We start from the raw sequence: 23289 nt of genomic DNA, 5'->3' as shown, positions 1-23289 counted from the left end.
AAAGCCTACAATGTAAGCCCTTTCTTGAAAAGGGGTTCATTTGGCATTCCTCTCTTTTTTCTTGCCTAATAAAATTTTAGGGGGATTTACATGAAAAGATTTGGTGGATTGGCTGCTAGTGTCCTGTTGGCAACAGGGTTGCTGGCCGGTTGTGCAGGGGGAGCATCAGAAGGCGGAGGTGGAAAAGGAGGGGGCAGGATCACTCTTTATTCACCTGAAACACCTGACTTTACGAAGGAATTGGCGCAGAAGTATGAAGAGGTACACGGCGATAAAGTTGATGTGCACTACGCGGGAACGAATATCCTTGTCAATCAGATGATGGCTGAGAAGGACAATCCAAAAGCGGACGTCTGGTACGGCGGTGGAGGCATCCTTCCGTTTGAAGCTGCAGTTGACCGTGGCATACTTGCTTCTTACATTCCGGATTTCGCAGCGGATTGGGATGTTGTAGAGAATGGCATTAAATTAAAGCACGAAGATGGTAAATATGTCGGCGTAGAACTTTTCGTATTAGGATTTTCTTATAACACGGATTTGGTGACTGAAGCAGAGGCTCCGAAGACGTGGGCAGACTTGCTTGACCCGAAATGGGAAGGGAAAATCCAGTTCCCGAACCCTGCAGCATCCGGTACTGCAACTCTAATGGTTATGGACCAAATGATGCAGCAAGGTGAAGATGAAGCTTGGGCGTATTTCGAAAAACTAGTAAAGCAAGCGAACTCAATCCCTGACTCCGGCTCAGCTCCAACTAAAGCCGTAGCGATGGGTGAAGCGCATATCGGAATCGGATTTGACTTCATGGCATATGAGCAAAAGGCGAAAGGTGAAACGGTGGGCTTCGTCGTTCCTGATAAAACACCGGTGCTCGTCAACCCTGCAACATTGATTGAAGGCGGTCCGAATGCTGAAGGCGGCAAGAAGTTCATCGACTTCCTTCTGTCCAAGGATGCACAACAGATCATGGCAGATTGGTACCATATTCCAATCAACCCGGACGTCGAGTCGAAAACTCCGTTGACGCTTGAAAAGGTGAAAGAACACGCTGTGGATCTTGATATTGATTGGGTGAACGCAAACTACGATCGTGTTCGTAACGAATGGAAAGACAAATTTCAATAAATAAGGGTGAATATGTATGGGGTCAGTAAAAATTAAGAACATGACAAAAACGTTTGGGGACTTTACTGCTCTTCACGACATTAACCTTGATATCGAGGAGGGCGAGTTTTTCGCTCTTCTCGGTCCTTCGGGATGTGGGAAAACGACAACGATGCGGTGTATTGCCGGATTTGAAAATCCTTCGTCGGGATCCATTTACATAGGAGATCGTGAAGTGGAAAGAATTCCGGCAAATAGGCGGAATTGCGGTATGGTCTTTCAAAGCTATGCATTATTTCCACATATGAATGTTTTTGAAAACGTTGCATACAGCTTGAACATCAAGCAACTCAATGCAAGCAATCCGATTAAACAAATGGGGATCTACGCACGTCTATTGACGAAGCGGTTCGGAAAATATCCGGAAGATCTGAAGAATAAAGTAATGGAAATATTAGAGTACGTTGAATTGGAAAATCATGCGGAACGGTTGACGAGCGAATTGTCGGGCGGTCAGCAGCAAAGGGTGGCCTTGGCGAGAGCGTTAGTCATGGAGCCTGCGGTTCTTCTCATGGATGAGCCATTGTCCAACTTGGATCAGAAATTACGGCATTCGATGCGAAACACGATCCGGACAATTCAACAGGATTTGGGCATTACGACAATCTTCGTCACGCACGACCAAGAAGAGGCGATGAGCATGGCAGACCGTGTTGCGGTCATGGATAAAGGCCAAATTGTTCAAATCGGAACTCCGACAGAGCTATACAGTAATCCATCTACGCCATTCATCGCAAATTTCGTCGGAACCTCGAACATTCTGAAAGGCACTGTCGAAGGCGAAGAGAATGGATTTACTGTCGTCAAAGGGGAAGGGTTTTTACTCCGTTCGTCCAATAAGGCGAAGAAAAAAGAAGTGGATGTCATCATCCGTCCGGAACATGTAAAAGTGGAAGCTGCGGACAGTGTGATTGATCATGCGATGACGAATGTAATTGAAGGAACTGTCATCATGTCCACGTATTTAGGGTCGATCGTCAGGTATGACGTCCAAGTCGGCTCCTATCAATTGATTGTCGATACAACGTATTCCTCAGGTGCTAATATTTTCGAGGAAGGGAAGAAAGTGAAGTTGACTGTGGACCACGAGAGGGTGCTGTTAATATGAACCGTATAAAAAACAGCATCAATGGTTTAACGGTTGTAAAAGTCCTCATTTATGCATTCTTTGGCCTGTTCATGTTGCTGCCGCTTCTCTCTGTTTTCATTGTCAGTTTCACAGGTGAACCGACGAATTTATTAGGCTCTTTGACAGATCCGGCCATTTTCAATTCAACACTTGAAAAATTCAAGAATATTTCATTGGATAATTATAAGAGGATCTTCTCGGGCAAAGGTTATTTCTCTGCATTGAAAAACAGCCTTGCGTTGGCGTTTACTGTTACCATCATCATTATCCTCGTTTGTATTCCCCTTGCATATGGGATTGCAAGGACAAAAATGCCTTTTAAAAAAACGATTTCCGCATTATGCATGATTCCATTGATCGTACCGACGTTCATTTCTGCATATGCTTTTATCATTATGTTCGGACGGGCTGGATGGGTGACACAAATCTATAACGCGCTTGGCGGGGAAGGCATGTTGTTGAACCCCTATTCGATGGCGGGGGTCGTTGCCGTGCAAGTATTCTTCTTTTTCCCTTACGCATTATGGCCGTTAGTGGCGGCATTCAAAGTGAGTGATATCAGCTTGGAAGAGGCGTCTCAGAATCTTGGGGCAAAAAACTGGTTCACTTTCATCTTCGTGACATTCCCGCTTGCTTTGCCAGGCGTTATTTCTAGCGCATTGCTCATCTTTACGGTGAGCTTCTCGGATTTCGGAAGTCCGATTGTACTTGCACCAAAAGAATTGAATTTGCTTGTTGTTGAAGCGTATCGAGAGATCTCAGGGTTCTTCAACTGGGGCGGGGCAGCCATACTGACAGTTGTCATGGTGATCGTGGCGGCATTCTTCTTCTATCTTCAGCATCTATACACGAAGGGGAAAAACTATGGCTCCGTTTCTGGAAAGCCGAAGCAGCAGAAGCTGATTGAGAATAAATTATTGACACGCGTACTATCTGGCTATTCTCTTTTTGTCGTATTGATTCCGCTATTGGCGATGCTTTCCGTGGCGCTTCAATCGGTTGCAACGACATGGGGTAAGGATTTATTGCCGAGCGGCTATACATTGAACCACTATAAAACTATCTTTTCAACGTCGATGGGCAATATCCAAAACAGTATCATGCTCGCGACTGGCGCTTTGGTGTTAAGTGTTATCATCGCAACGTTTGTATCGTACTTCGTCGTCCGACAGAATTCGGCGAAATTGGATTTCATCGCTTCCATTCCGCTAGTTGTGCCAGGGATTGCTTTCGGGATTGCATTAATCCAGACATTCAATACGATGCCTCTGCAATTAACGGGAACTGCTGTGCTTTTGATAATCGCTTATACGATCAGACGACTTCCTTATATGGTCCGTTCGACGATGGGTTCCATGCGGGCCATCAAACAGGATATTGAAGAAGCGGCAGTGAATCTTGGGGCCACCCCTCTGACCGCAGCAATAACAATCGTAGGACCGTTAATGCTGCCTGGAATTGCAGCCGGATCCGTACTTGTTTTCATTACGGTCATTAAAGAGGCAAGTGTTTCGATCCTATTGGCACCGCCTGAATGGGCACCAATGAGTTTAGCGATTTTCCAGAATATCCTTCGGGCAGAGTATTATTCGGCAGCGGCGATGTCTATCGTCCTCATCGTCTTGGTGTTAGTTTTGCAGGGCATTGCCAGTTTTATTGGGAAAAAACAACGTCTTTAATTGGAAGAGTGAAGTGCGATTGTATACAAATACTGTTTTAGGCATAACTGACTTGGAGTGAGAGTGTTGAAAGGGTTTATCTTTGATTTGGATGGAACGATTTATCTGGACGACCATATTATCGATGGGGCGCCGGAAGTGATAAAAGCGTTGAAAGAGCGCGGGGATAAAGTGGTGTTCCTGACGAATAAATCAATTGCGAATCGCAAAGAGTACGTTGAGAAGTTGAATCGTTTAGGAATTGAAGTTGAGCTTGGCGAGGTCATTAATTCCAATTATATTACTGCACATTACTTGAAAACGGTCATGGGTGAGGGTGATTCTGCCTACGTCATCGGCGAAGAGCCTTTATTCGAGGAACTGGCGAATGAAAATATAAAGCTGGCGGATATTCCCGCCAGCGCATCTCATGTTGTGTTAGGATGGGACCGGCAATTCACGTATGATAAATTGAACAATGCCTTTCAAGCATGGCGGAATGGGGCCGAAGTACTGGCGACCAATCCGGATCGGACTTGTCCGGTCAAAGATGGTGAAATCCCGGATTGCGGCGCGATGATTGGTGCGCTTGAAGGCGCGACTGGTGAGCCGGTGAAGATGATCACTGGAAAACCGTCTTCGTTAATGGCTGAATATGTACTGGAAAATGTACTCGGTATGAAAGCGGATGAATGCTTTATGGTAGGTGATCGTCTGGAAACGGACATTAAGATGGCGAATGATGCCGGTATCCATTCTGTGCTTGTCCTGTCTGGCATTACGACTAAGGAAATGCTTGCAAGTACCGAGCATCTTCCTGAACTCGTACTGGATAGCGTTAAAGATCTTATAACATTATAAATCGAATTTCCACATTGCAGGGTCTCCGGATGAAACCGCCAAAGCACCTGCTTCCAAGGCTTCATGGACCTCGGACAGATTAGTGATCAATCCGCCAGCAATTATCGGATAATCAAGTTCCCTTGAGAGCTGGTCGATGACTTTCGGAATGATGCCAGGGAGAATTTCGACGGCATCCGGTTGACAGGATTTTACCATCTCAATTCCTTTCTTAATGGCTGCGCGATCGATGAGGAAGATGCGTTGAATGGTTTTCAACCCAACTTCATTCGCCATTTTAACAATATGACTTTTCGTTGTTATGATCCCTGTAGGATTCCAGTACTCAGAGACGTAGTTGAGCGCATTTTTGGAATTGGAGAGTCCGTCGATAAAGTCGAGATGAAGAAAGACATATTTGTCCGCCTCGCGCAGCTGTCGGATATAGTCTGCAATGGTCATCAGATTCCCGGTGAGAAGAAAGACGATGTTGCAATTGGATGTGAGAGCGTGCTGTAAATCCTCCTCATTCTTTACGGAGGCAATCATTTGGGATTCGACCATGTCAACTAGACTCAAGTTAATTCATCCTTTCGAAAAATGTGAAGTGGTGTACTATTATAATACCATAGCATGATGTTAGGAAAAGGAAAATTTTATAAGGTCAGAGATTATGAGAGAAGGCCATTACAATCCCCCTGCATTGAGCAGGGCTATTGTAATGGCCTTTTTCAATGATAGGAGCGTTTTACAGATGAAATCATTTTCATTTACAGGCAGACGGGAACTATTGGGCAGCATTGAAAACAAGCAATACGATGTCATTATTATCGGGGGCGGAATAACGGGAACGGGCATAGCCTTGGACTGTGTGACGAGAGGTTTGAAAACGCTTGTCATCGAAATGCAGGATATTGCAGCCGGGACTTCAAGCCGTTCCACAAAACTCGTCCATGGTGGTCTGCGTTATTTAAAACAGTTTGAAGTCGGCATGGTTGCGGAAGTGGGGAAGGAGAGGGAGGTAGTCTATCGGAATGCCCCCCATGTCACTCACCCCGAATGGATGCTCTTGCCGATTTACCATAAAGGTACATTTGGAAAGTATTCCACATCGTTAGGATTGAAGGTTTATGATTTCTTGGCGGGTGTGAAGAAGAAAGAGCGCCGGAAAATGTTGACGGAGAAAGAAGCATTGAGAAAGGAGCCTCTATTAAATAGGAAAGGATTACTCGGAGCAGGATATTATGTGGAGTATCGGACGGATGATGCCAGGTTGACAATCGAAGTGGCGAAAAGCGCTTTTGCGAATGGAGCGGACTTGCTTACTTATGTGAAGGCGGAGTCGTTCACATATGATGCGAATGGTAAGGTGTCGGGTTTGTATTTCATAGATATGCTTGAAGACCGCCGATATTTTGCTTTGGGCAAGAAGATCATAAATGCTACAGGGCCATGGGTTGAAGATGTCATTGGGATGGATAGAGATATCGAAGGAAAGAGTCTATTTCATTCAAAAGGTGTTCATATCGTCATCGATGGTGGCAAATTCCCATTGAAACAAGCTGTCTACTTCGACACGCCGGACGGCCGGATGGTATTTGCCATCCCGCGGAACGGCAAAACATATGTGGGCACAACAGATACCGAGTATCATAGCGATTTAATTCATCCCGAAATAAAGAAAGAGGATAAACAATACTTATTGGGGAGCGTTGCATTCATGTTTCCAGAAGTGCAGCTTAGGATGAGAGACATCGAATCTACCTGGGCAGGAGTGCGCCCGCTCATCCGACAAGAAGGGAAAGGTCCATCCGAAATTTCGAGAAAAGACGAAATTTGGACATCGGACACCGGATTGATTACAATCGCCGGCGGGAAGTTGACTGGGTATCGGAAAATGGCGGAAACGGTGACGAATATGGTTTGTGAGCAGCTCCTAGATGATGAAATGGATTGCCCTAAATCAGTGACGAAGCGTTTGAAGTTATCGGGTGGGGAGTTTGAGAAACCTGAGGATTATTCAAGTTTTATACACGAAAGAGCGGGTGACGTCGCAAAGGTAGGAATCTCAGTGATCGATGCTACTAGCATCCTTGCGACATACGGTACCAATACGGAATCAGTGATTAGGTATACGGACCAAGTGTTGGAGGAGACCGATTTGCCGCTATCCATCAAACTGACCCTTCATTATGCAATTGAAGAAGAAATGGCCATCACCCCGTCCGATTACTTCATTCGACGGACGGGGGCTGTGTTGTTCGACATTGATTGGGTGAATAAATGGAAACATGAAGTTATTGAGTATATGGCTATTTTTATGGGATGGTCAAATGAGGAAAAAGAATTGCATTGGGGAGAGCTAGAGACAAGGATTTGGGAAGCTGGGGAAAGTTGAATTGCATAAGGCGCATAGCAAGTCGACCGGTTTTAGGATTGGTTGACGTTGTGAAGAAGTGAGCGACGTATCTTTGAGTAGTAAAGAAGGCTGTCATGGAAGACGAATTCCTATGACAGCCTGTTTTTTTATATTACCAATCGCAAGGCAATTGCTGCAATATAGTTATATAACGTATTCTATCTTTACTGACATAAAACAATATTCATGAAAAATCTAATAATCTATTTACAATTACAAAATAGTCTGTTATTCTTGATATATCAGATACCAGACATCAAATATCAAACATCAGATTAGATTTTTGGTACGATGGAAGGAGGAGGTCGATAGACTTATGAAAACTGAAAGTGGAATTTTACAAATTGGTAATGAAGGTTTTAAATCGCTTAGAGAAATTGTTGTTGAAAAGCTAAGAGAAGCAATTATTACGGGTTATTTTGAACCGGGGTCTAGCTTAAGGGAAAGAGATATTTCCGAAATGATGGGCATTAGCACAACGCCGATCAAGGAAGCGTTTAGGATTCTTGAACATGAGGGATTGATCAAATCCATTCCACGAAGCGGCACTTTCGTATCTGATTTAGTGGATACCAATATCCATGAAGTGCAAATGCTACGTGCTTCGGTTGAAGGCCTTGCTGCAAGACTCATGGCCTTAAAAGCAACTCCTGAACAATTGAAAAGATTGGAAGAGCAAATTATTAAAATGGAAACTCTTCTTGAAGGTAATGAAACAGATTTGTTAGTGGAGGAGAATTCCAAGTTCCATAACTTAATTAGAGAATGCTCAGAAAGTCCAATGATTTCCCAAGTGTTGAGAAATGCTGAGGGGTTCAGTAAAGCGTTCAGGAAAAGAGCATTACAGCAAACAGAAGAAAAGAATGAAGGCTATAAAGAACATCGGGAAATCTTTGAAGCTATCAAAGCTAGAAATGCTGACCTGGCAGATGAGCTGATGAGAAAACATATTTTGAGAACCGTTTCAAATGTCCTCGGAAATTTCAATAAGTGGGGGAGCGACATATGAACAAATTTAAAGTATTGATTCCGCAGCCTATTGCACAGGAGGGAATTGATTATCTTCTTACAAATGGTTGTGAAGTAATCCAACTTGAAAATGATGATCAAGAAGCATTGGTGCAAGAAGTGAAAGATTGCGATGCCATTTTAGTTAGAACAACGACAATCAATAAAGAGTTACTGGGACATGCGGAGAAATTGAAAATCATCGCACGTCACGGGATTGGGTTGGACAATGTCGATATCCAAAAGGCATCGGAACGTGGGGTCTATGTATCCAATTCACCGACATCAAACATTAACGCAGTGGCAGAGCATGTAGTTGGACTTATGTTGAATGTAGCGCACCGGATTTCCATAGCTGACAAGAGGCTGCGTACTGGAGACTTCTCTAGTAGAAACCAGTTGATAGGCATGGAGCTAAAAGGTAAGGTGCTTGGGTTAGTAGGTCTAGGAAATATCGCTAAACTTGTTGCGGAAAAATGTGCTTTAGGATTTGGAATGGAAGTGCATGCCTATGATCCTTATGTCAGCGATTTATCGCTAGACTATATTAAACAAGTCGACTCGTTAGATGAAGTTCTTGAAAATGCCGACTTCCTATCATTACACGTCCCATATATACCAAGCCTTCACCATCTCATTGATCAAAAAGAGCTTGCGAAAATGAAGCCCGGTGCCTTTTTAATAAATGCTGCAAGAGGTGGGCTCGTGAATGAAAGCGCTTTAAATGTTGCTCTAACCACTGGAGAGATTGCGGGCGCAGGCTTAGATTGTTTCGAGGAGGAGCCACCTGTCAATGTGAATCCATTATGGAAGTTGGACAATGTTGTTGTCACTCCTCACATGGCAGCGCATACCGAGGAGTCAATGGTCCGGATGGCTGTTGATCCGGCGGAAGAGATTGTCCGAGTCAAGAACGGTTATCTGCCAAAAGTATTGGTGAATGAAAAGGCTTTAAGGGAGAGGGTGTAAAAATGGCAGAAATGATTACCGTAAGAGCCGAAGTCCTGAGAGACTATTGCAGTGCTATTTTTGCAGAATCCATTCCGGAAGAAGAAGCGAGGATTGTCTCGGATAATCTTGTTGAAGCAGACTTGTTAGGTTTTTATTCACATGGTGTATGTAAAGTCGCCGACTATCTAAAAAGATTCGAAGACGGTCTTATCGAAGGAAAGACAAATACCGAAGTGATTACCGAAACGGCTACAACTGCTGTATTGGATGCGAAAAATGGGTGGGGGCAAGTAGCTTCCATTGAAGCGATGAATATGGCTGTTGAAAAAGCAGTTACCTATGGGACTGGCTTTGTGGGAGTGAGGAATTCAAATCATTTCGGGATTACATCATATTACACGAAGCTTGCCGCTGAAAAAGGCTGTATCGGATTTGCAACGACAAATGCTTCGAGCTTGATGGTTCCATTTGGTTCTAAAACTCCTTCGCTTGGAACTAATCCTATATCATTTGCAATACCGGTTGGTCCAGGGCATGCCCCTGTTGTTGTTGATATGTCCACAGGCAATACAGCGAGAGGAAAGATTACCCATGCCTATAAAACAGGCACTGCTATTCCTAAAGACTGGGCGATTACAAAAGATGGCCGTGAAACAACTGATCCGAAGGAAGCGTTGGACGGATACTTGCTTCCGATGGGACCAAAGGGCTCAGGACTTGCCATGGTAGTGGACATCTTATCAGGTGTGTTAACGGGATCTTTGTTTGGCTCCCAAGTGCCCCGGATGTATGAAGATCCGGTGCCTCAACAGATAGGACACTTCTTTGGTGCTATCAATATAGAGGCTTTTATGCCACTGGAGAGTTTTTATGAAAGTATGCAAGAAAGAGTAAGGCAAACGATAGAAAGTGAACCGATGGCCGGTTTTGAACGAGTTTATATGCCTGGACAAATCGAAGAGGAGAAGAAGCAACATCAGCTGGAAAACGGTATTGAATTGCCTATCGAAATAATTCAGGAGCTGGAGGAGGTTGGAAAGAAGTACGGCTTGAAGTTATTTGAATATCAATAAAACATCTATGGGAGGAAAAAAATGATGAACTACGCGGATTTTGCTAGACAACTTGAAACGATAAATGGTATTCCGATTACAGCATTTAAGGAGGATACGAAGGAAATCGATTGGGAAGGCGTAAAAGAAAATATCGAATTTCTAATCAATAATGGTTTAAAAGTAGTCGTTCCAAGCGGGAATACAAGTGAATTTTATGCAATGACCTTGGAAGAAGCGAAAGAAACGACAAAGAGAATTGTCGAGTATGTAAATGGGAGAGCGATTGTAGTAGTCGGCATTGGCTATTCGGTTGAGACAGCCATCGATTTGGGGAAGCATGCTGCAGATTGTGGAGCGGATGCAGTTATGATCCATATGCCTATCCATCCGTATATAACAAAGGAAGGTGCAATTGACTATTTTAAAAATATTATTGAGGCGTTACCAATCCCTTCATTAATTTATTTTAAAGACCCACATGTCAGTGACAGCGTACTCGCAGAGTTGGCACCATTAGAGAAATTAGTTGGAGTGAAATACTCGGTTAATGATTTACCTAGATTCAAGAAAACGGTTTCTGACATTCCGAAAGAGCATAACATTGCATGGATATGCGGAACAGCAGAAAAATGGGCACCTTATTTCTTTCATGCAGGGGCGAAAGGCTTCACTTCAGGTCTTGTGAATATTTACCCGGAAAAATCACTCGAATTGCTGAATGCCTTGCAAGTTAATGATCTTGAGACGGTCTGGAAAGTTTGGCATGAAGTTCTGCCGTTCGAAGATTTGCGGGCAAAATATAACAACGGTAACAATGTAGTCGTCATTAAAGAGGCTATGGAATTGGTTGGTCTGAGAGCAGGAGTTACAAGGGAACCTGTCGCAGCGTTAAATGCCGAGGATAAAGAGGCAATCGGTCAGCTTATAAAACAGTGGGGACTGCAACGGTCGGAAGAAGTATTGAGCTAGGAAAACACATAGGAATGGGAGAGGGATAGGAATGGCTAAAAAGTGGGTGAATTTGGTTCTAATCGCTTTAACTGTAGTCGTATTGGCAGCATGTAGCTCGGGGAAAGCAAATGACGGGGGAGATTCAACATATCCTCAACGAACAATTGAAGTTTATGTGCCTTATAATCCAGGCGGATTGACGGATTTAGCAGCAAGGGTTGTTGCCGATAACTTGAAAACGTACTTTGGGGAAGAGTTAGTTGTTATCAACCAAGCATCAGGTGGCGGTGCTGTTGCATTGGATACAGTGAATCGGGCTAAAAAAGATGGCTATACAATTTTCATTGGGCATCAAGCTATGCATACGGGACATGCCATTGGACAATTGGAAACTAAAGCGACTGAGATGACCGCTTTAGGTACACTTACTGACATTACACAAGCGTATGTTGTCAGTGCTGACGCTCCTTGGGATTCGCTAGAGGATTTTGTGAATGAAGCAAAGGCCAATCCGGGAGCTCTGAAATTTGGAGCGGATATCGGAGGAACAACACATTTCATGGGTGGAATGTTGGCTGATGTGGCTGGCATTGATATTAAAATGGTCGATGTCGGAGCAGAGGCGGAACGGTTATCAGCTCTCCTTGGCGGACATGTGGACATGGTCGTAACGAGTGTAGGAAGTGCATCAAAGTATGTGGAATCAGGAGATTACAAAGCATTAGCCGTGTTGACGGAAGATAGAGACCCGTTGGCACCAGATTTTCCTACAGCTAAAGAACAAGGTTACGATTTAGTTTTCTCTGTTATCAATACAGCGTTCGGTCCGGCAGATCTTCCTGAAGATGTCATTAAAGCTTGGGACGAGGCAATGGAGAAGTTGCATAAGGATGAGAAATTCCTAGAGGCATTGAAAGGAATCCAACAATCACCTGTTAAAAAGAACTCAGCAGAAGCTACGGAGTTTGTACAATCGGAATTTGACTATATTCAGAAGCTAGCGAAAGACCTAGGTTATTAATCTAGAGGGGGTGTAATGCCCCCTATTCCATTATGGAGGTAGCTGTAGCTATGACGAAAAATGATCGAATTATTGGACTTGTCATTGTAGCGATAGGTGCGTTGATGCTGTTTCAAACGTACATATTAGATTACCCGGTTTTTCTAGATGATCCGGGACCAAAATTAATGCCGCAGGTTATCGCAATCCTTTTAGTTCTATGTGGAATAGGCTTGCTTGCCTGGCCGAAAAAACGAGTGGATTCTGAGGAAGTGACAACTGAAAAGAATAAAAAGGGCACGATTCTCATGGCAATTATCGGCGCTTCGCTAATTTGTTACGTTATTTTGCTGAATTGGCTCGGTTTCATTATCAGCACCTTTGTTTTCCTTGCATTTGTTATTTGGATTCTAAGTGAAGTTAGAAATAAGATGACTATTGTAAAAAGCGGGCTTGTTTCAATTGTCGTTACGATGTCCATCTACTTAATATTCGTAGAAGCGCTTGGAATACTACTACCAAGGTTTCTTGGCTGAGAAAGGATGAGTTTATGGGAGACGTACTATCAACAGTGATGAATAGTTTTTCCGCTATGACCTTTATCCTGTTGTTTTTTGGCGTTATCGTCGGACTGATTTTTGGGTCTATTCCTGGCTTAACGGCAACGATGGGTGTAGCACTATTTATACCTGTCACATTCAGTTTAGATCCCGCTTCTGGATTGTTTTTATTGCTTGGTGTTTACGTCGGAGGCATTTCAGGAGGACTTGTCGCTGCTACGCTGTTAGGCATTCCCGGGACACCATCCTCTATCGCTACAACATTCGATGCTTTTCCTATGTCGAAGAACGGTGAGCCAGCGAGAGCATTGGGAATCGGAATCATTGCATCTTTAATAGGTGGAGTACTGAGTTTTGTTGTGCTCGTCACAATTGCACCCGTAATTTCGAAAATGGCGGTAAAGATGGGTCCAGCAGAATACTTCTCACTAACCTTCTTTGCATTAATGCTAATTTCGATATTGTCAAAAGGGAATATGATCAAGGGCATTAGTGCAGGTGTAATCGGAATAGCACTTTCGCTAATAGGATTTGCTCCGATAGACGGAACAGCAAGATTCACTTTCGGTAATATTAACCTTAAATCTGGTATAGATTTATTGCCATTAATCATGGGGCTTTTTGCAATCTCCCAAATCTTGATTGAAGTACAGTCTGAAACAAAGAAGGAATCGATTCTCTTTAAAGTTAGAGGCCTTGGAGTAAGTATAAAAGAAATCATTGCAAATGGATGGAATATCATTCGTTCCTCATTAATTGGAATAGGCTTTGGAATTTTGCCTGGAATGGGTAGCGGAGCTTCAAATATTGTTGCATATGCACAGGCTAAGCAGGCATCCAAAACTCCGGAGAAATTCGGAAAAGGGACACCTGAAGGAATCTGGGCAGCAGAAACAGCAAATAATGCGAGTGTTGGTGGGGCGCTAATCCCGCTCATTACTCTTGGGATTCCCGGAGACACTGTCACAGCAATCCTTTTAGGTGGCTTTATGATTCATGGAATACAACCTGGCCCACTATTATTCAAAACAAATCCAGACATTATTTATATTGTCTATATTGGATTTGCCTTGGCGATGCTAATCACATTTTTCGTCATGATGTTTGGGATGAAGCTGTTTCCGCATATTTTACGAATTCCGCCAAAGTTTTTGTATAGTTTCTTGTTGGTAATGACAGTCGTAGGTGCATACTCAACCAACTATTCAATTTTTGATATTTGGGTAATGCTGCTCTTTGGAGTCATCGGATACATTATGATGAAAAACGACTATCCAATTGCCCCACTGATTTTAGGGTTCGTATTAGGTCCTTTATGTGAGCAATATTTAAGACGGGCATTAATGTCTTCCGGAAGTGTAATGGAATTTTTCACTAGACCAGTATCAGCGATTTTTCTCTTAATCGCGTTGGTTTTATTCATCTACACATTGTACAAAGAGATCAGCGGAGCAAAAAAGCAGCCGGCTGTCTAAAAGTTATTTGTAAGGAAGTAAGGGGGTGGGTTTTGGAGCGTGAACAACTTGAAAAATTCACTCATACTTCTTGTGTGCGTTTTATATTTTGTTAATTTTGCTTTAGACAATTATGTGATTGCTACGCTAATATCCATTGCTCTTCTAATTCTGTTTGCTAGTTCATTAAGGCAAGTTAGTTTCATACCGATGGTAGTCGGCTCAATTTTACTGATGATAGGTTTTTATATTGAAGTCATTATCAACGGTAAGAGTTTTATCCGAAGTCTACTTGGACTACAGAACAACTTGCCTTTATTGCTATTGATTTTAACAGTGCCTTTATTGGCCATCCCTCTTAAATCAGGGCAACTCATCAACCAGCTGAATGGTATAGTTGCCAAACAGTCAACGCCAATACGATCATTCACATCACTCACTTTTTTTGTGGCAATTATAACGCCTATACTAAATTTAGGTGCAATTAAAGTGGTCCACGAGATAATTAAGGACAATAATTTACACAAACCGCTCATGGCGAAATCCTATTTCATAGGCTTCTCATCTGCCGCTTTATGGTCGCCCTACTTCGGTTCAGTAGCACTTGTGTTGTTTTATTTAAACGTTGATTTCAGTAAATATATCTTAATAGGAATAACTTTTGCAATATTTCAAATCGCCATAGGGAGTGCGCTGTTTTATTTTCAGGTGGGGAGGCATCAAGAGCTAGAGGGGACTTCTACTTCTGTAAGTAAACCAATGGCTACAAACAAAACTATGATACTGAAAATTTTATCTACAATTGCTTTCTTCATAGTAATCATCATTCTGCTGGAGAAAATCACTTTATTGCCAATGATGATGATTGTGAGCATCGTCTCGATTGTGACTCCTTTTTTATGGGGGATGTTCAGTAACAGATGGAGCTATGTGAAGAAAAGCCTAGCAGCCTATTCAAGTCAACTCGGAGGGGCTGTGAATACTGAGATTGTGCTTTTTTTGAGCGCCGGCCTATTTGGAAAAGCGTTAGCTTCGTCAAGCGCTTCCGAATTGATCAAAGGTGCTTCTGAATACTTAGTTTCAGCTTCATTTCATCTCTTTGTCGTCTGTATAATTTTGATTGTTATGGTGTTGTCTTTCATTGGTATCCATCAGATAGTCACTGTGCCGCTTATAGCGATGCAATTGGATCCGACTGCAATCGGAGTAAGTCCAGTTGTTTTGGCTTTTGTTTTGATATTGGCATGGGTTGTTTCCCAAATTACAAGTCCATTAAATGCAATATCCATAATTATTTCAAATTCTGTTCAAAAAAGGAGCGTTGTGACTGGCATAGTATGGAATGGTGCATATGCAATTACAATGTTCATATCCGGAATCGTGTTCATTTCATTGTTAAATCAATTAGGTCTGTGAGCAATAAAATGAGGAGGGGAAATAATGACTATTTTAAAAAGCGAAAGCAGTGTATGTACGAATTATATCGGGGGAGAATGGGTGAGCTCGCCGGAAGGTGATTTAATTGAAAATATTAACCCAGCAACGGGTGAGTTGGTTTGTAAGATACAAAGTTCCACATCAGAGGACGTTAAAGCTGCAGTTCTTTCCGCGGAAGAGGCTAGGAAAGAATGGAACGGGCTCACAGGTGCAGAACGTGGTAAGTTCCTATACGCCATTGCTTCAAAGCTTGAGGAAAGAAAAGAAGAAATTGCAGAATCTGCAACATTGGAAATGGGGAAAACGTACCCGGAAACAGTAGGGGAAGTTCAACGTGCTATTGATATTTTTAAATATTACGCGGGAGAGGGAGTACGCAGTGTCGGGGATGTAGTGCCTTCAACAGCAAAAAACGCTTTGCTATATACAACAAGGACACCGATCGGCACGGTTGCAGTCATTACTCCATGGAACTTTCCGATAGCTATACCAGCATGGAAAATCGCACCGGCTTTGATCTACGGAAATACGGTAGTATTCAAGCCCGCGCAGGAAGCCCCCCTTACGGCAACCAAATTAGTTGAATGCATGGAGGCTGCTGGCCTGCCAAAAGGTGTCATTAATTTAGTTCACGGAAAAGGCAGTGTAGTTGGTCCCATTTTAACTGAAAGCAAAGGGATAAACGGAATTTCATTTACAGGTTCCAATGCAGTTGGTAAATCGATTGGCAAATCCGCATTTGAAAATGGCATCAAGTTTCAGTTGGAGATGGGTGGTAAAAACCCTATCATCATTTTAGAAGATGCAGATTTGGACCTTGCTGTAGATGCAACATTAAGTGGCGGAATGAAATCCACAGGGCAGAAATGTACAGCAACGAGCAAAGTGATTGTTCATGAGGGAATCTATAATGAGTTTAAAATAAAGCTTCTCGAAAAAGTGAAGACATTACAAGTGGGCAATGGGTTGGATTCTGATAGCTGGCTTGGGCCATGTGCGAGTGAAAGGCAAATGAAAACCGTCTTATCATATATCGAAAAAGGTAAAAGCGAAGGGGCTGACCTGATTTTCGGTGGAAATCGAATCGATCATGGTGAGTTTGCATCAGGTTTTTACGTTGAGCCAGCAGTTTTCGAAAATGTGGATTCGAAGATGACAATTGCTCGGGAAGAAATTTTCGGTCCTGTCATTGCACTAATGAAAGTATCGAATTATGAAGAAGCGATTGAATATGCAAATGATACCTCATTCGGATTAAGTGCTTCCGTCTTTACAAAAAACATCGGAAACATCTTGCAATTCGTACGTGATATTGAAGTAGGACTTGTCCGTGTGAATTCAGAAACCGCAGGTGTCGAATATCAAGTTCCATTCGGTGGCATGAAGGAATCAAGTTCCCATTCACGGGAGCAGGGGCAAGCTGCGATTGAATTTTATACTTCCGTGAAAACTGTGTTTATACAGGAGTAGTGGATTCTGGAGGACTGGGTGTAATTGCCTAGTCCTTTTTTGTGTTTAGTGGGCGGGTGCCGCAAAGAAAACAGCTTGTAAAAACATGAATCACTGAAAAAACTCCTTGCCAGCTATAACTGCAGAGGAGTTTTCTATAATCCATTACTCACCTGTAAACACACGCAAATTCACATTAAAATATTCCCATAGCTGGATTCCTTCACTTTGGCCGTATAAAGTAACTTTAATATTATTCACCACCAAGTCTCCATTTGTTTTATCGGTCGATGTTTTAAGCATATCGACCATAGAGTTTTGGAGTTGCTGTTTGGCTGCATCCCGGTTTTCGACGACGTTGATGAGGGGGCCGTCCGCGATGCGGATATGAGAAACGCCTAGCGCTAAAAGCTTGTCGGAGAAGAAGCTTAGGCCATTGACAGCTTTTATGCCATCTCTGGGATTATAGGCGGTTATTGTCAATGTGTCGGTACTTGAATCATAGGAGGCTTGTGATAATTTTTTGCCGTCTTTTTCGATGGCGCTGTTTTCCAGGACGATCGCGCGGATTTTCGCTTTTGTCTCTTCGGCGATCATGGCGGCTGTCACCAAGTTTTCAGCTCGTACGACGAATGAAGCCATTTGGGCGCGAGTGACGTTTGCGTTCGGCTCGAATGTAGTCGCCGTTTTGCCTTTTGTTATTTTGTTTTCAACGAGCGTTCGAATGTGACTTGTATACCACGCGGAATTGCTGACATCCTTGAACGGATTGTCCGTTTTCGCTTCCGCTGGAAGTTTATAGCTCAAGTCGATAATTTTCGATGCTTGTGCGCGTGTCATCGGCGCATTCGGCCGGAAAGTGCCGTCTTCGAAGCCGGAGATATACCCGGAATTCGCAAGTGCTGCGACATAGCCATAGTACCATTGGTTTTTATTCACATCTTTAAAGCCAGGGTCTTTTACGCTTTTTGTCTCCAATTTGAGGGACAGCGCAAGGATTTTCGAAGCGTGCGCGCGTGTCAATGTACCGTCCGGTCGGAAAGTGCCATCCTCATATCCTTGGATTACGCCTCTCTCTGCCAAGTTCACTATCGCATCATGGTGATCTAAGCTTTTCGGTACATCTTTGAAAGAAGTGGCTGATGCAGCGGCCGAAACAGGAGCGGCAACGACGGCTGCTCCAACTGCGAACAATATGAGTAATCTATATAGAAAAGTCTTTCTCGCTAGTTTCTTCATTATATTTCCCCCGAATTTCCGTATATTTTATTTTGATTAAAAGGAATATTTGAATTAACTATATCATATGAGATTCGTAGATTGGGGAAGAGGGCGGTAATTTCGATTGGAGGAAGCATTTGAGGGCATTGACTGTAGAGAAGGGCTGTCCAGAAAATCGTTGAATACCGACTTTCCATGACAGCCCTAAATTTAAGGTAGTTTCTTTATTAAATTTTATTTGGCATTTTCATCAGGTTGATGGATTCCAAAAACATTGCCTTCTGTATCGATATAATATCCTTGCCACGCCATACCGGGCAGGGCGTATTTAGGCATGGCTACCGTACCACCATTCGCCAAGATTTTCTCTTCGGTTGCATCATAATTCTCGACGCCCATTGTACAAGAGAATCCATTCATAGCCTGTCCCATTTCAGGTGGTGCACTTTGCCGCTGCATCAAAGCGCCGTTGATGCCAGGTTCACTATCATCGCCCGTCACCGCTCCGAAGTAAGGCATTCCTGCAAAATCGGTCCAATCTTGGAACGACCAATCAAATACTTCCCCATAAAACTTCTTTGCCCGGTCCATGTCGTCCACATGTATTTCGAAATGAACTAATCTCCCCATAACTGCCTCCTTTGATTCTATTTTTGAAGATTCCGACTCATCAAATTAATAATACCACCTAATAGATCAAAGTGTAAATGCCCTTCTGTGCAATTAAAAGGCATGCCGAAGAGGTGCCTGTGCAGCACACTATTTAGTTTATTCACTACAATTGTATATTGTTGAGAGGGAAAGTTAGCAATGAAGGTAAACGACTCGCATTCCTATGCATTTTTATACTTTATATAGAATTATCATAAATGTTTCTTGCACAGGCACCAACACAATTCAGTCTATTCACTACAATTGTATAATCGGGAAACAAAAAGTCAGCCGTTGAACAAACGGCTGACTTTTTGTTGAATATTTATGTCCTAAGGTGAATTGTCATAAATGCACCATGCACAGGCACCGCATTAAATTTTATTCGCCTACTCTACTTAGAGTGACTAGTGCTTGTTTGTAGACTGGCAGGTCAATCATTTTGTTATCCAGTTGAATGGCTGAAAGGCCGTTGGATAGCGCTTGTTCAAATGATTTTACAACTTTATTTGCCCAGGCGATATCTGCTTCAGAAGGTGCAAATAATGTATTGACGTGGTCGAGTTGTTTCGGATGGATGCATAGTTTCGCATACATTCCGAGGTTTTTTGCCCGGTGGATTTCCTCGATGAGGCCTTCTTCGTCAGATAGATCCAGAAATACTGTGTCGATGGGCGCTTGCAATCGGGCAGCCCGTGAAGCAAGTACGAGAGCTGATCTTGGATAAATGAGTTCTTGGCCATGGTCTGAGATTGACGTATTTATGTCCAGGCAATAATCGACAGCGCCAAATGCCATTCTCGAAATTTGATTGCTGCAAGAGGCGATGTCATACGCACATAGAACTCCCTTAGCTGTTTCAATTAATGGAATGATTGATTGGTCTGTTGCAATCCCTTCTATTAAATAACGGATATCAAGAGGCGATTCGGTTTTCGGCAACATGATCCCGATGTCGGGGAAAGTTGAAACCATATCTACATCTTCTTTATAGAAGGAAGTAGAGGAATCATTGATTCGTACATACAGTTCTACTGTCGATGGTACTTCTATATCTGATAGGAACCCATTCACCAGTTCACGTACTTTCACTTTCTCGTTGAAAGGGATGGCATCTTCCAGATCGATGATGATGGCATGGGCTTGTCCGGCGAGCATTGCCTTTTCTATACGATCTGGACGATTCCCCGGAACAAAAAGATAAGATGTAATCAATGTACTCATCTCTTTCAAGTTATTTAATTAGTGCCAGTGAAATCTGCGGGAAAAGGATGATGATAATTAAAACAACAACGAAGATAGCGTAAAAAGGCACTACTCCCTTGATGACTTTCTCCACCTTCTCCCCGGTTATCCCGCTGACGACGAATAAGTTCAGTCCTACAGGTGGGGTTATCATTCCTAATTCCATATTCACAACCATAATGATTGCAAAGTGGATGACGTCAATGTCGAGTGCAACGATAATTGGCAGGAATATAGGTAAAGTGATTAGTATGATAGCTGTCGGCTCTAGGAACATGCCAAGAACAAAGAAAAGCAAGCTGACTACAATAAGGAATGTCCATTTATTAAAGCCGCTATTGCTCACCCAGGCAGCGAATTCTTGTGGGATCTGCTCAGTTGTGAGGAACATTCCAAGTACAAGGGCAGATGCGATGATCAAGAAAATCATCGAAGTAGTGTTCACGGACTCCATAAGGATTCCCTTCATTTTTGACCATGTCAATTCCCTGTATATGAAAATCGATACAATTAGCGCATATAGACAAGCTAGAAAGGATGCCTCGGTAGGGGTGATGATACCGGTGTAGATGGCTCCTAAGATGAGTATTGGCATGATCAATCCCCAGGTTGCTTTTAAAGTCGGCATCCAGCGCTTGCTAAGAGGAACTTTCTCCAGACCACCGTAGCCCTTTCGATAAGCAACAATTACAGCATAAATAATTAGCGCCACTCCGAGTAATATTCCCGGTAGAATTCCGGCTGAGAACAACTTCCCTGTGGACTGTTCAGAGACGGATCCATAGAGGATCAAAGGAATGGAAGGTGGAATCAGGATGCCTAGAGTACCGGCAGCTGCGACCAGCCCCATTGTATATCTCTTTTCATAACCGGCTCTAACCATCATTGGGATCATAATGCTTCCGATCGCGGCGGCTGTCGCAGGGCTGGAACCTGAAATTGCCGCGAAAACCATACAGGTAACAACGGTAACAACTGATAGTCCGCCTCTTGTATGCCCGATCCATGACTGAATGCATTCTATGAGGTATTTTGAAATTCCGCCTTGAGCCATGATTAAACCGGCAAAGACGAATCCGGGGATGGCCATCAATGTTGTACTGTTAACCCCCGTGAACATTTTTTGAATAACGGTACTCACTGAAAAATCGACCATAAGAAGACCGACAATGCTTGAAACAGCCAAACTGATAGCTACGGGGACCCTTAAAAAGGCTAAGACGAAAAGTAAGAGGATTACTACTATTGCTGCCATTTATGATCCACCTCACTTATTGCGTCTTCTTTTCTTATGAAAAATCGATGAGCCTTTTCAATGAAACGGATAGCAAGGAGCGTGCCTGCGATTGGCATGATTAAATAGTTGATCCAAATTGGGAAACCAACATCAATCGTTTTAATCCCTTGTGAATAAGCAGCTAAAACCATTTCAGTGCCAGCCCATATGATGAAGATGCTGAAAGAGAGTCCAATTAGTAGAGTAACCGCATTGGCGATCTTTTTGTATAGAGGGCCTGCGCGATCATATACCATATCAATTGCAATATGCTTGTCATCCCTCAAGGCAGTTGAAAAGCCGATAAAGATTGCCCAAACCAATAGCATCGTATAGATCTCAGTCGCCCAGCTCTGGGAATGGCCCATTACATAGCGCATAAAAACAGAGTATAAACTGATTCCGACGCCGGCTGAGAAGAATATCCAAGTGAAAGCGTTTTCAATTTTAGCTAGAATTTGCATACTTTATTTACCCCCTAATCTTTTATTGGATATGTAATGCTGGAAAAGTTACCGGTACAACGCCTCCTAATCTGAAATGTATTTTGGATACAGATTCTTAAACTACATAATAGTATACGGAAAGTAGAATATCAATACTAAATATTTATTCTAGTGTAATTTGTCCGATTGTTCTTTACATTCTATTTTCAATATGTTAAATTATTCGTGAATTGTATCCAAAAGCCCGTGAAATAAAGGAGGGGAACCTTACGGGAATGTAACGGGAAAATTCAGCATTGCAGTTCAAACATTATGGGAGGGGGATTTAAATGGGGAAGAAGTATTCTTTTTTCGTGTTTCTATTGATGTTGGTATTGGTTTTGTCCGCGTGTAACGATAGCGAAAAGGCGAGCGGGGAAGCGGGAAGTGATGATGGCGTCACGAAAATGACTGTGAAGTTTTCACACGTAGTTGCTGAGAACACTCCAAAACATAGAGGTGCTCTTGCGATGAAGGAATATATTGAAAAGGAGTCCGACGGAAAGATTAAGGTGGAGATCTATCCAAATAGCTCGTTATTCGGAGATCAGGATGAATATCAAAACCTAGTAGCGAATAATATCCAATTTATCGCACCGGATCTATCAAAATTCGTTGGAAATAATCCGCAATTCAACATGCCATCCGTGCCATTCCTTTTTAAAAACGATGAACAAGCGATTGAATTCTGGGATGGGGAAAAAGGACAGGAAATTCTAAGCAGTTTAACTGGCGATGGGGTGTTAGGTCTTTCCATGTGGCCTAACGGCGGGAAGCATTTGACAAATGATGTTAAACCGATTAAGGAACCTGCTGACTTGAAAGGATTGAAATTCCGGACGCAAGGCGGTCAATTATTGGAGACAATCTATAAGACGTTAGGGGCAGGGTCAGAATCCATTCCATTCGGAGAATTATACACAGCGTTGGATCAAGGCGTCGTTGATGGCCAGGAAAATACTTTCAGCAACATTGAATCAAAGAAGTTCCATGAAGTTCAAAAGTATATGACTGTCATGAATCATACGAGAGTCGATTATGCAATCTTCACAAATACAAAGTTCTGGGAAAGCATGAATGATGCTACCCGGAAGATTGTTGAAGCGGGAATTGCGGAAGGAACCAAGGTTGCAAGGGAAGAAGCCAAATCTCTAAATGACCAGGCGTTTGACAAGATTAAAGAAAGCGGCAGTATCGAAATTCTGGAACTTACTCCTGAACAAGTGGAAGAATTCCGTAAGGTTCTAGCACCAATCTATGAAGAGTACCGAGATGTAATCGGTGCAGACGTGCTGGATGCAGCTTTAGAAATCTCTAAAAAGTAATAGGATGGACGTAA

General features: G+C 42.9%; 21 protein-coding genes. 15 read left to right on the top strand and 6 right to left on the bottom strand.

Annotated features, from left to right (window positions below; translation table 11 throughout):
* Nucleotides 1–90: 90 nt before the first annotated feature.
* From M3191_RS01210 to M3191_RS01195, 4 genes are all read left to right on the top strand, one after another.
* Complete coding sequence (locus M3191_RS01210) at nt 91–1122, top strand: ABC transporter substrate-binding protein (RefSeq protein WP_251697630.1); 1032 nt, start codon at nt 91–93, stop codon at nt 1120–1122.
* Between the two features lie 16 nt (nt 1123–1138).
* A complete protein-coding gene (locus M3191_RS01205) occupies nt 1139–2269 on the top strand; it encodes an ABC transporter ATP-binding protein (RefSeq protein WP_251697629.1) in 1131 nt (376 codons plus the stop codon).
* Nucleotides 2266–3969, top strand: a complete 1704-nt coding sequence (locus tag M3191_RS01200; protein ID WP_251697628.1) for an ABC transporter permease — start codon at nt 2266–2268, stop codon at nt 3967–3969. Before M3191_RS01205 ends, M3191_RS01200 begins: the two co-directional genes overlap by 4 nt.
* A 63-nt stretch (nt 3970–4032) precedes the next feature.
* Nucleotides 4033–4809 carry an HAD-IIA family hydrolase gene (locus M3191_RS01195; RefSeq protein ID WP_251697627.1) on the top strand — a complete coding sequence of 259 codons (777 nt, stop codon included), beginning with the start codon at nt 4033–4035 and terminating at the stop codon, nt 4807–4809.
* Here the strand turns inward: M3191_RS01195 and M3191_RS01190 are convergent.
* A complete protein-coding gene (locus M3191_RS01190; RefSeq protein ID WP_251697626.1) occupies nt 4804–5367 on the bottom strand; it encodes a glycerol-3-phosphate responsive antiterminator in 564 nt (187 codons plus the stop codon). The two genes, M3191_RS01195 and M3191_RS01190, sit on opposite strands and share 6 nt — an antisense overlap.
* A gap of 175 nt (nt 5368–5542) precedes the next feature.
* Between M3191_RS01190 and M3191_RS01185 the strand changes: the two genes are divergently transcribed.
* The 10 genes from M3191_RS01185 to gucD all read left to right on the top strand — a co-directional run bounded on the left by M3191_RS01185 (nt 5543) and on the right by gucD (nt 17093).
* A complete protein-coding gene (locus tag M3191_RS01185; RefSeq protein WP_251697625.1) occupies nt 5543–7186 on the top strand; it encodes a glycerol-3-phosphate dehydrogenase/oxidase in 1644 nt (547 codons plus the stop codon).
* Between the two features lie 337 nt (nt 7187–7523).
* Entirely contained in the window at nt 7524–8216 is a 693-nt protein-coding gene (locus tag M3191_RS01180) for a GntR family transcriptional regulator (protein ID WP_251697624.1), read from the top strand.
* A complete protein-coding gene (locus M3191_RS01175; protein WP_251697623.1) occupies nt 8213–9184 on the top strand; it encodes a hydroxyacid dehydrogenase in 972 nt (323 codons plus the stop codon). The genes M3191_RS01180 and M3191_RS01175 overlap by 4 nt, the downstream gene beginning before the upstream one ends.
* 2 nt (nt 9185–9186) lie before the next feature.
* A complete protein-coding gene (locus M3191_RS01170; RefSeq protein ID WP_251697622.1) occupies nt 9187–10239 on the top strand; it encodes an Ldh family oxidoreductase in 1053 nt (350 codons plus the stop codon).
* A gap of 24 nt (nt 10240–10263) precedes the next feature.
* Entirely contained in the window at nt 10264–11190 is a 927-nt protein-coding gene (locus M3191_RS01165; RefSeq protein WP_251698054.1) for a dihydrodipicolinate synthase family protein, read from the top strand.
* Between the two features lie 31 nt (nt 11191–11221).
* Nucleotides 11222–12193, top strand: a complete 972-nt coding sequence (locus tag M3191_RS01160; RefSeq protein ID WP_251697621.1) for a tripartite tricarboxylate transporter substrate binding protein — start codon at nt 11222–11224, stop codon at nt 12191–12193.
* 50 nt (nt 12194–12243) lie between these two features.
* The gene (locus tag M3191_RS01155; RefSeq protein WP_251697620.1) at nt 12244–12708 is read left to right on the top strand and encodes a tripartite tricarboxylate transporter TctB family protein; all 465 of its coding nucleotides are present in this window, start codon (nt 12244–12246) and stop codon (nt 12706–12708) included.
* A gap of 14 nt (nt 12709–12722) precedes the next feature.
* Entirely contained in the window at nt 12723–14207 is a 1485-nt protein-coding gene (locus tag M3191_RS01150) for a tripartite tricarboxylate transporter permease (protein WP_251697619.1), read from the top strand.
* A 39-nt stretch (nt 14208–14246) separates the two neighbouring features.
* Nucleotides 14247–15602 carry a hypothetical protein gene (locus tag M3191_RS01145; RefSeq protein WP_251697618.1) on the top strand — a complete coding sequence of 452 codons (1356 nt, stop codon included), beginning with the start codon at nt 14247–14249 and terminating at the stop codon, nt 15600–15602.
* Nucleotides 15603–15626: 24 nt separating this feature from the next.
* A complete protein-coding gene (gene gucD / locus M3191_RS01140; protein WP_251697617.1) occupies nt 15627–17093 on the top strand; it encodes an alpha-ketoglutaric semialdehyde dehydrogenase GucD in 1467 nt (488 codons plus the stop codon).
* A gap of 144 nt (nt 17094–17237) precedes the next feature.
* Here the strand turns inward: gucD and M3191_RS01135 are convergent, their stop codons facing one another.
* The 5 genes from M3191_RS01135 to M3191_RS01115 form a co-directional block, all read right to left on the bottom strand.
* Complete coding sequence (locus M3191_RS01135) at nt 17238–18311, bottom strand: S-layer homology domain-containing protein (protein ID WP_251697616.1); 1074 nt, start codon at nt 18309–18311, stop codon at nt 17238–17240.
* A gap of 216 nt (nt 18312–18527) precedes the next feature.
* Nucleotides 18528–18923, bottom strand: a complete 396-nt coding sequence (locus tag M3191_RS01130; protein ID WP_251697615.1) for a VOC family protein — start codon at nt 18921–18923, stop codon at nt 18528–18530.
* 402 nt (nt 18924–19325) lie between these two features.
* Nucleotides 19326–20159 carry an HpcH/HpaI aldolase/citrate lyase family protein gene (locus tag M3191_RS01125; protein ID WP_251697614.1) on the bottom strand — a complete coding sequence of 278 codons (834 nt, stop codon included), beginning with the start codon at nt 20157–20159 and terminating at the stop codon, nt 19326–19328.
* Between the two features lie 19 nt (nt 20160–20178).
* Nucleotides 20179–21444, bottom strand: coding sequence for a TRAP transporter large permease (locus M3191_RS01120; RefSeq protein WP_251697613.1), 1266 nt, complete (start codon nt 21442–21444; stop codon nt 20179–20181).
* Nucleotides 21432–21929 carry a TRAP transporter small permease gene (locus tag M3191_RS01115; RefSeq protein ID WP_251697612.1) on the bottom strand — a complete coding sequence of 166 codons (498 nt, stop codon included), beginning with the start codon at nt 21927–21929 and terminating at the stop codon, nt 21432–21434. The genes M3191_RS01120 and M3191_RS01115 overlap by 13 nt, the downstream gene beginning before the upstream one ends.
* A 311-nt stretch (nt 21930–22240) precedes the next feature.
* Between M3191_RS01115 and M3191_RS01110 the strand changes: the two genes are divergently transcribed.
* Nucleotides 22241–23275 (top strand): DctP family TRAP transporter solute-binding subunit, encoded by a 1035-nt coding sequence (locus tag M3191_RS01110; protein ID WP_251697611.1) that lies wholly within the window; start codon nt 22241–22243, stop codon nt 23273–23275.
* Nucleotides 23276–23289: the final 14 nt, after the last annotated feature.

The organism is Sporosarcina luteola, from assembly GCF_023715535.1.
Taxonomy (GTDB): domain Bacteria; phylum Bacillota; class Bacilli; order Bacillales_A; family Planococcaceae; genus Sporosarcina; species Sporosarcina luteola_B.
The sequence above is the reverse complement of the archived record's forward strand: the minus strand, read 5'-3'. Positions and strand labels throughout refer to the sequence as shown.

What these genes read in the sequence shown, in the direction of transcription:
- M3191_RS01205 (WP_251697629.1), top strand. Translation starts at nt 1,139, where the DNA reads ATGGGGTCAGTAAAAATTAAGAACATGACAAAAACGTTTGGGGACTTT.
- M3191_RS01115 (WP_251697612.1), bottom strand. Translation starts at nt 21,929, where the DNA reads ATGCAAATTCTAGCTAAAATTGAAAACGCTTTCACTTGGATATTCTTC.
- M3191_RS01180 (WP_251697624.1), top strand. Translation starts at nt 7,524, where the DNA reads ATGAAAACTGAAAGTGGAATTTTACAAATTGGTAATGAAGGTTTTAAA.
- M3191_RS01160 (WP_251697621.1), top strand. Translation starts at nt 11,222, where the DNA reads ATGGCTAAAAAGTGGGTGAATTTGGTTCTAATCGCTTTAACTGTAGTC.
- M3191_RS01150 (WP_251697619.1), top strand. Translation starts at nt 12,723, where the DNA reads ATGGGAGACGTACTATCAACAGTGATGAATAGTTTTTCCGCTATGACC.
- M3191_RS01135 (WP_251697616.1), bottom strand. Translation starts at nt 18,311, where the DNA reads ATGAAGAAACTAGCGAGAAAGACTTTTCTATATAGATTACTCATATTG.
- M3191_RS01120 (WP_251697613.1), bottom strand. Translation starts at nt 21,444, where the DNA reads ATGGCAGCAATAGTAGTAATCCTCTTACTTTTCGTCTTAGCCTTTTTA.
- M3191_RS01170 (WP_251697622.1), top strand. Translation starts at nt 9,187, where the DNA reads ATGGCAGAAATGATTACCGTAAGAGCCGAAGTCCTGAGAGACTATTGC.
- M3191_RS01210 (WP_251697630.1), top strand. Translation starts at nt 91, where the DNA reads ATGAAAAGATTTGGTGGATTGGCTGCTAGTGTCCTGTTGGCAACAGGG.
- M3191_RS01155 (WP_251697620.1), top strand. Translation starts at nt 12,244, where the DNA reads ATGACGAAAAATGATCGAATTATTGGACTTGTCATTGTAGCGATAGGT.
- M3191_RS01200 (WP_251697628.1), top strand. Translation starts at nt 2,266, where the DNA reads ATGAACCGTATAAAAAACAGCATCAATGGTTTAACGGTTGTAAAAGTC.
- M3191_RS01175 (WP_251697623.1), top strand. Translation starts at nt 8,213, where the DNA reads ATGAACAAATTTAAAGTATTGATTCCGCAGCCTATTGCACAGGAGGGA.
- M3191_RS01130 (WP_251697615.1), bottom strand. Translation starts at nt 18,923, where the DNA reads ATGGGGAGATTAGTTCATTTCGAAATACATGTGGACGACATGGACCGG.
- M3191_RS01110 (WP_251697611.1), top strand. Translation starts at nt 22,241, where the DNA reads ATGGGGAAGAAGTATTCTTTTTTCGTGTTTCTATTGATGTTGGTATTG.
- gucD (WP_251697617.1), top strand. Translation starts at nt 15,627, where the DNA reads ATGACTATTTTAAAAAGCGAAAGCAGTGTATGTACGAATTATATCGGG.
- M3191_RS01165 (WP_251698054.1), top strand. Translation starts at nt 10,264, where the DNA reads ATGAACTACGCGGATTTTGCTAGACAACTTGAAACGATAAATGGTATT.
- M3191_RS01185 (WP_251697625.1), top strand. Translation starts at nt 5,543, where the DNA reads ATGAAATCATTTTCATTTACAGGCAGACGGGAACTATTGGGCAGCATT.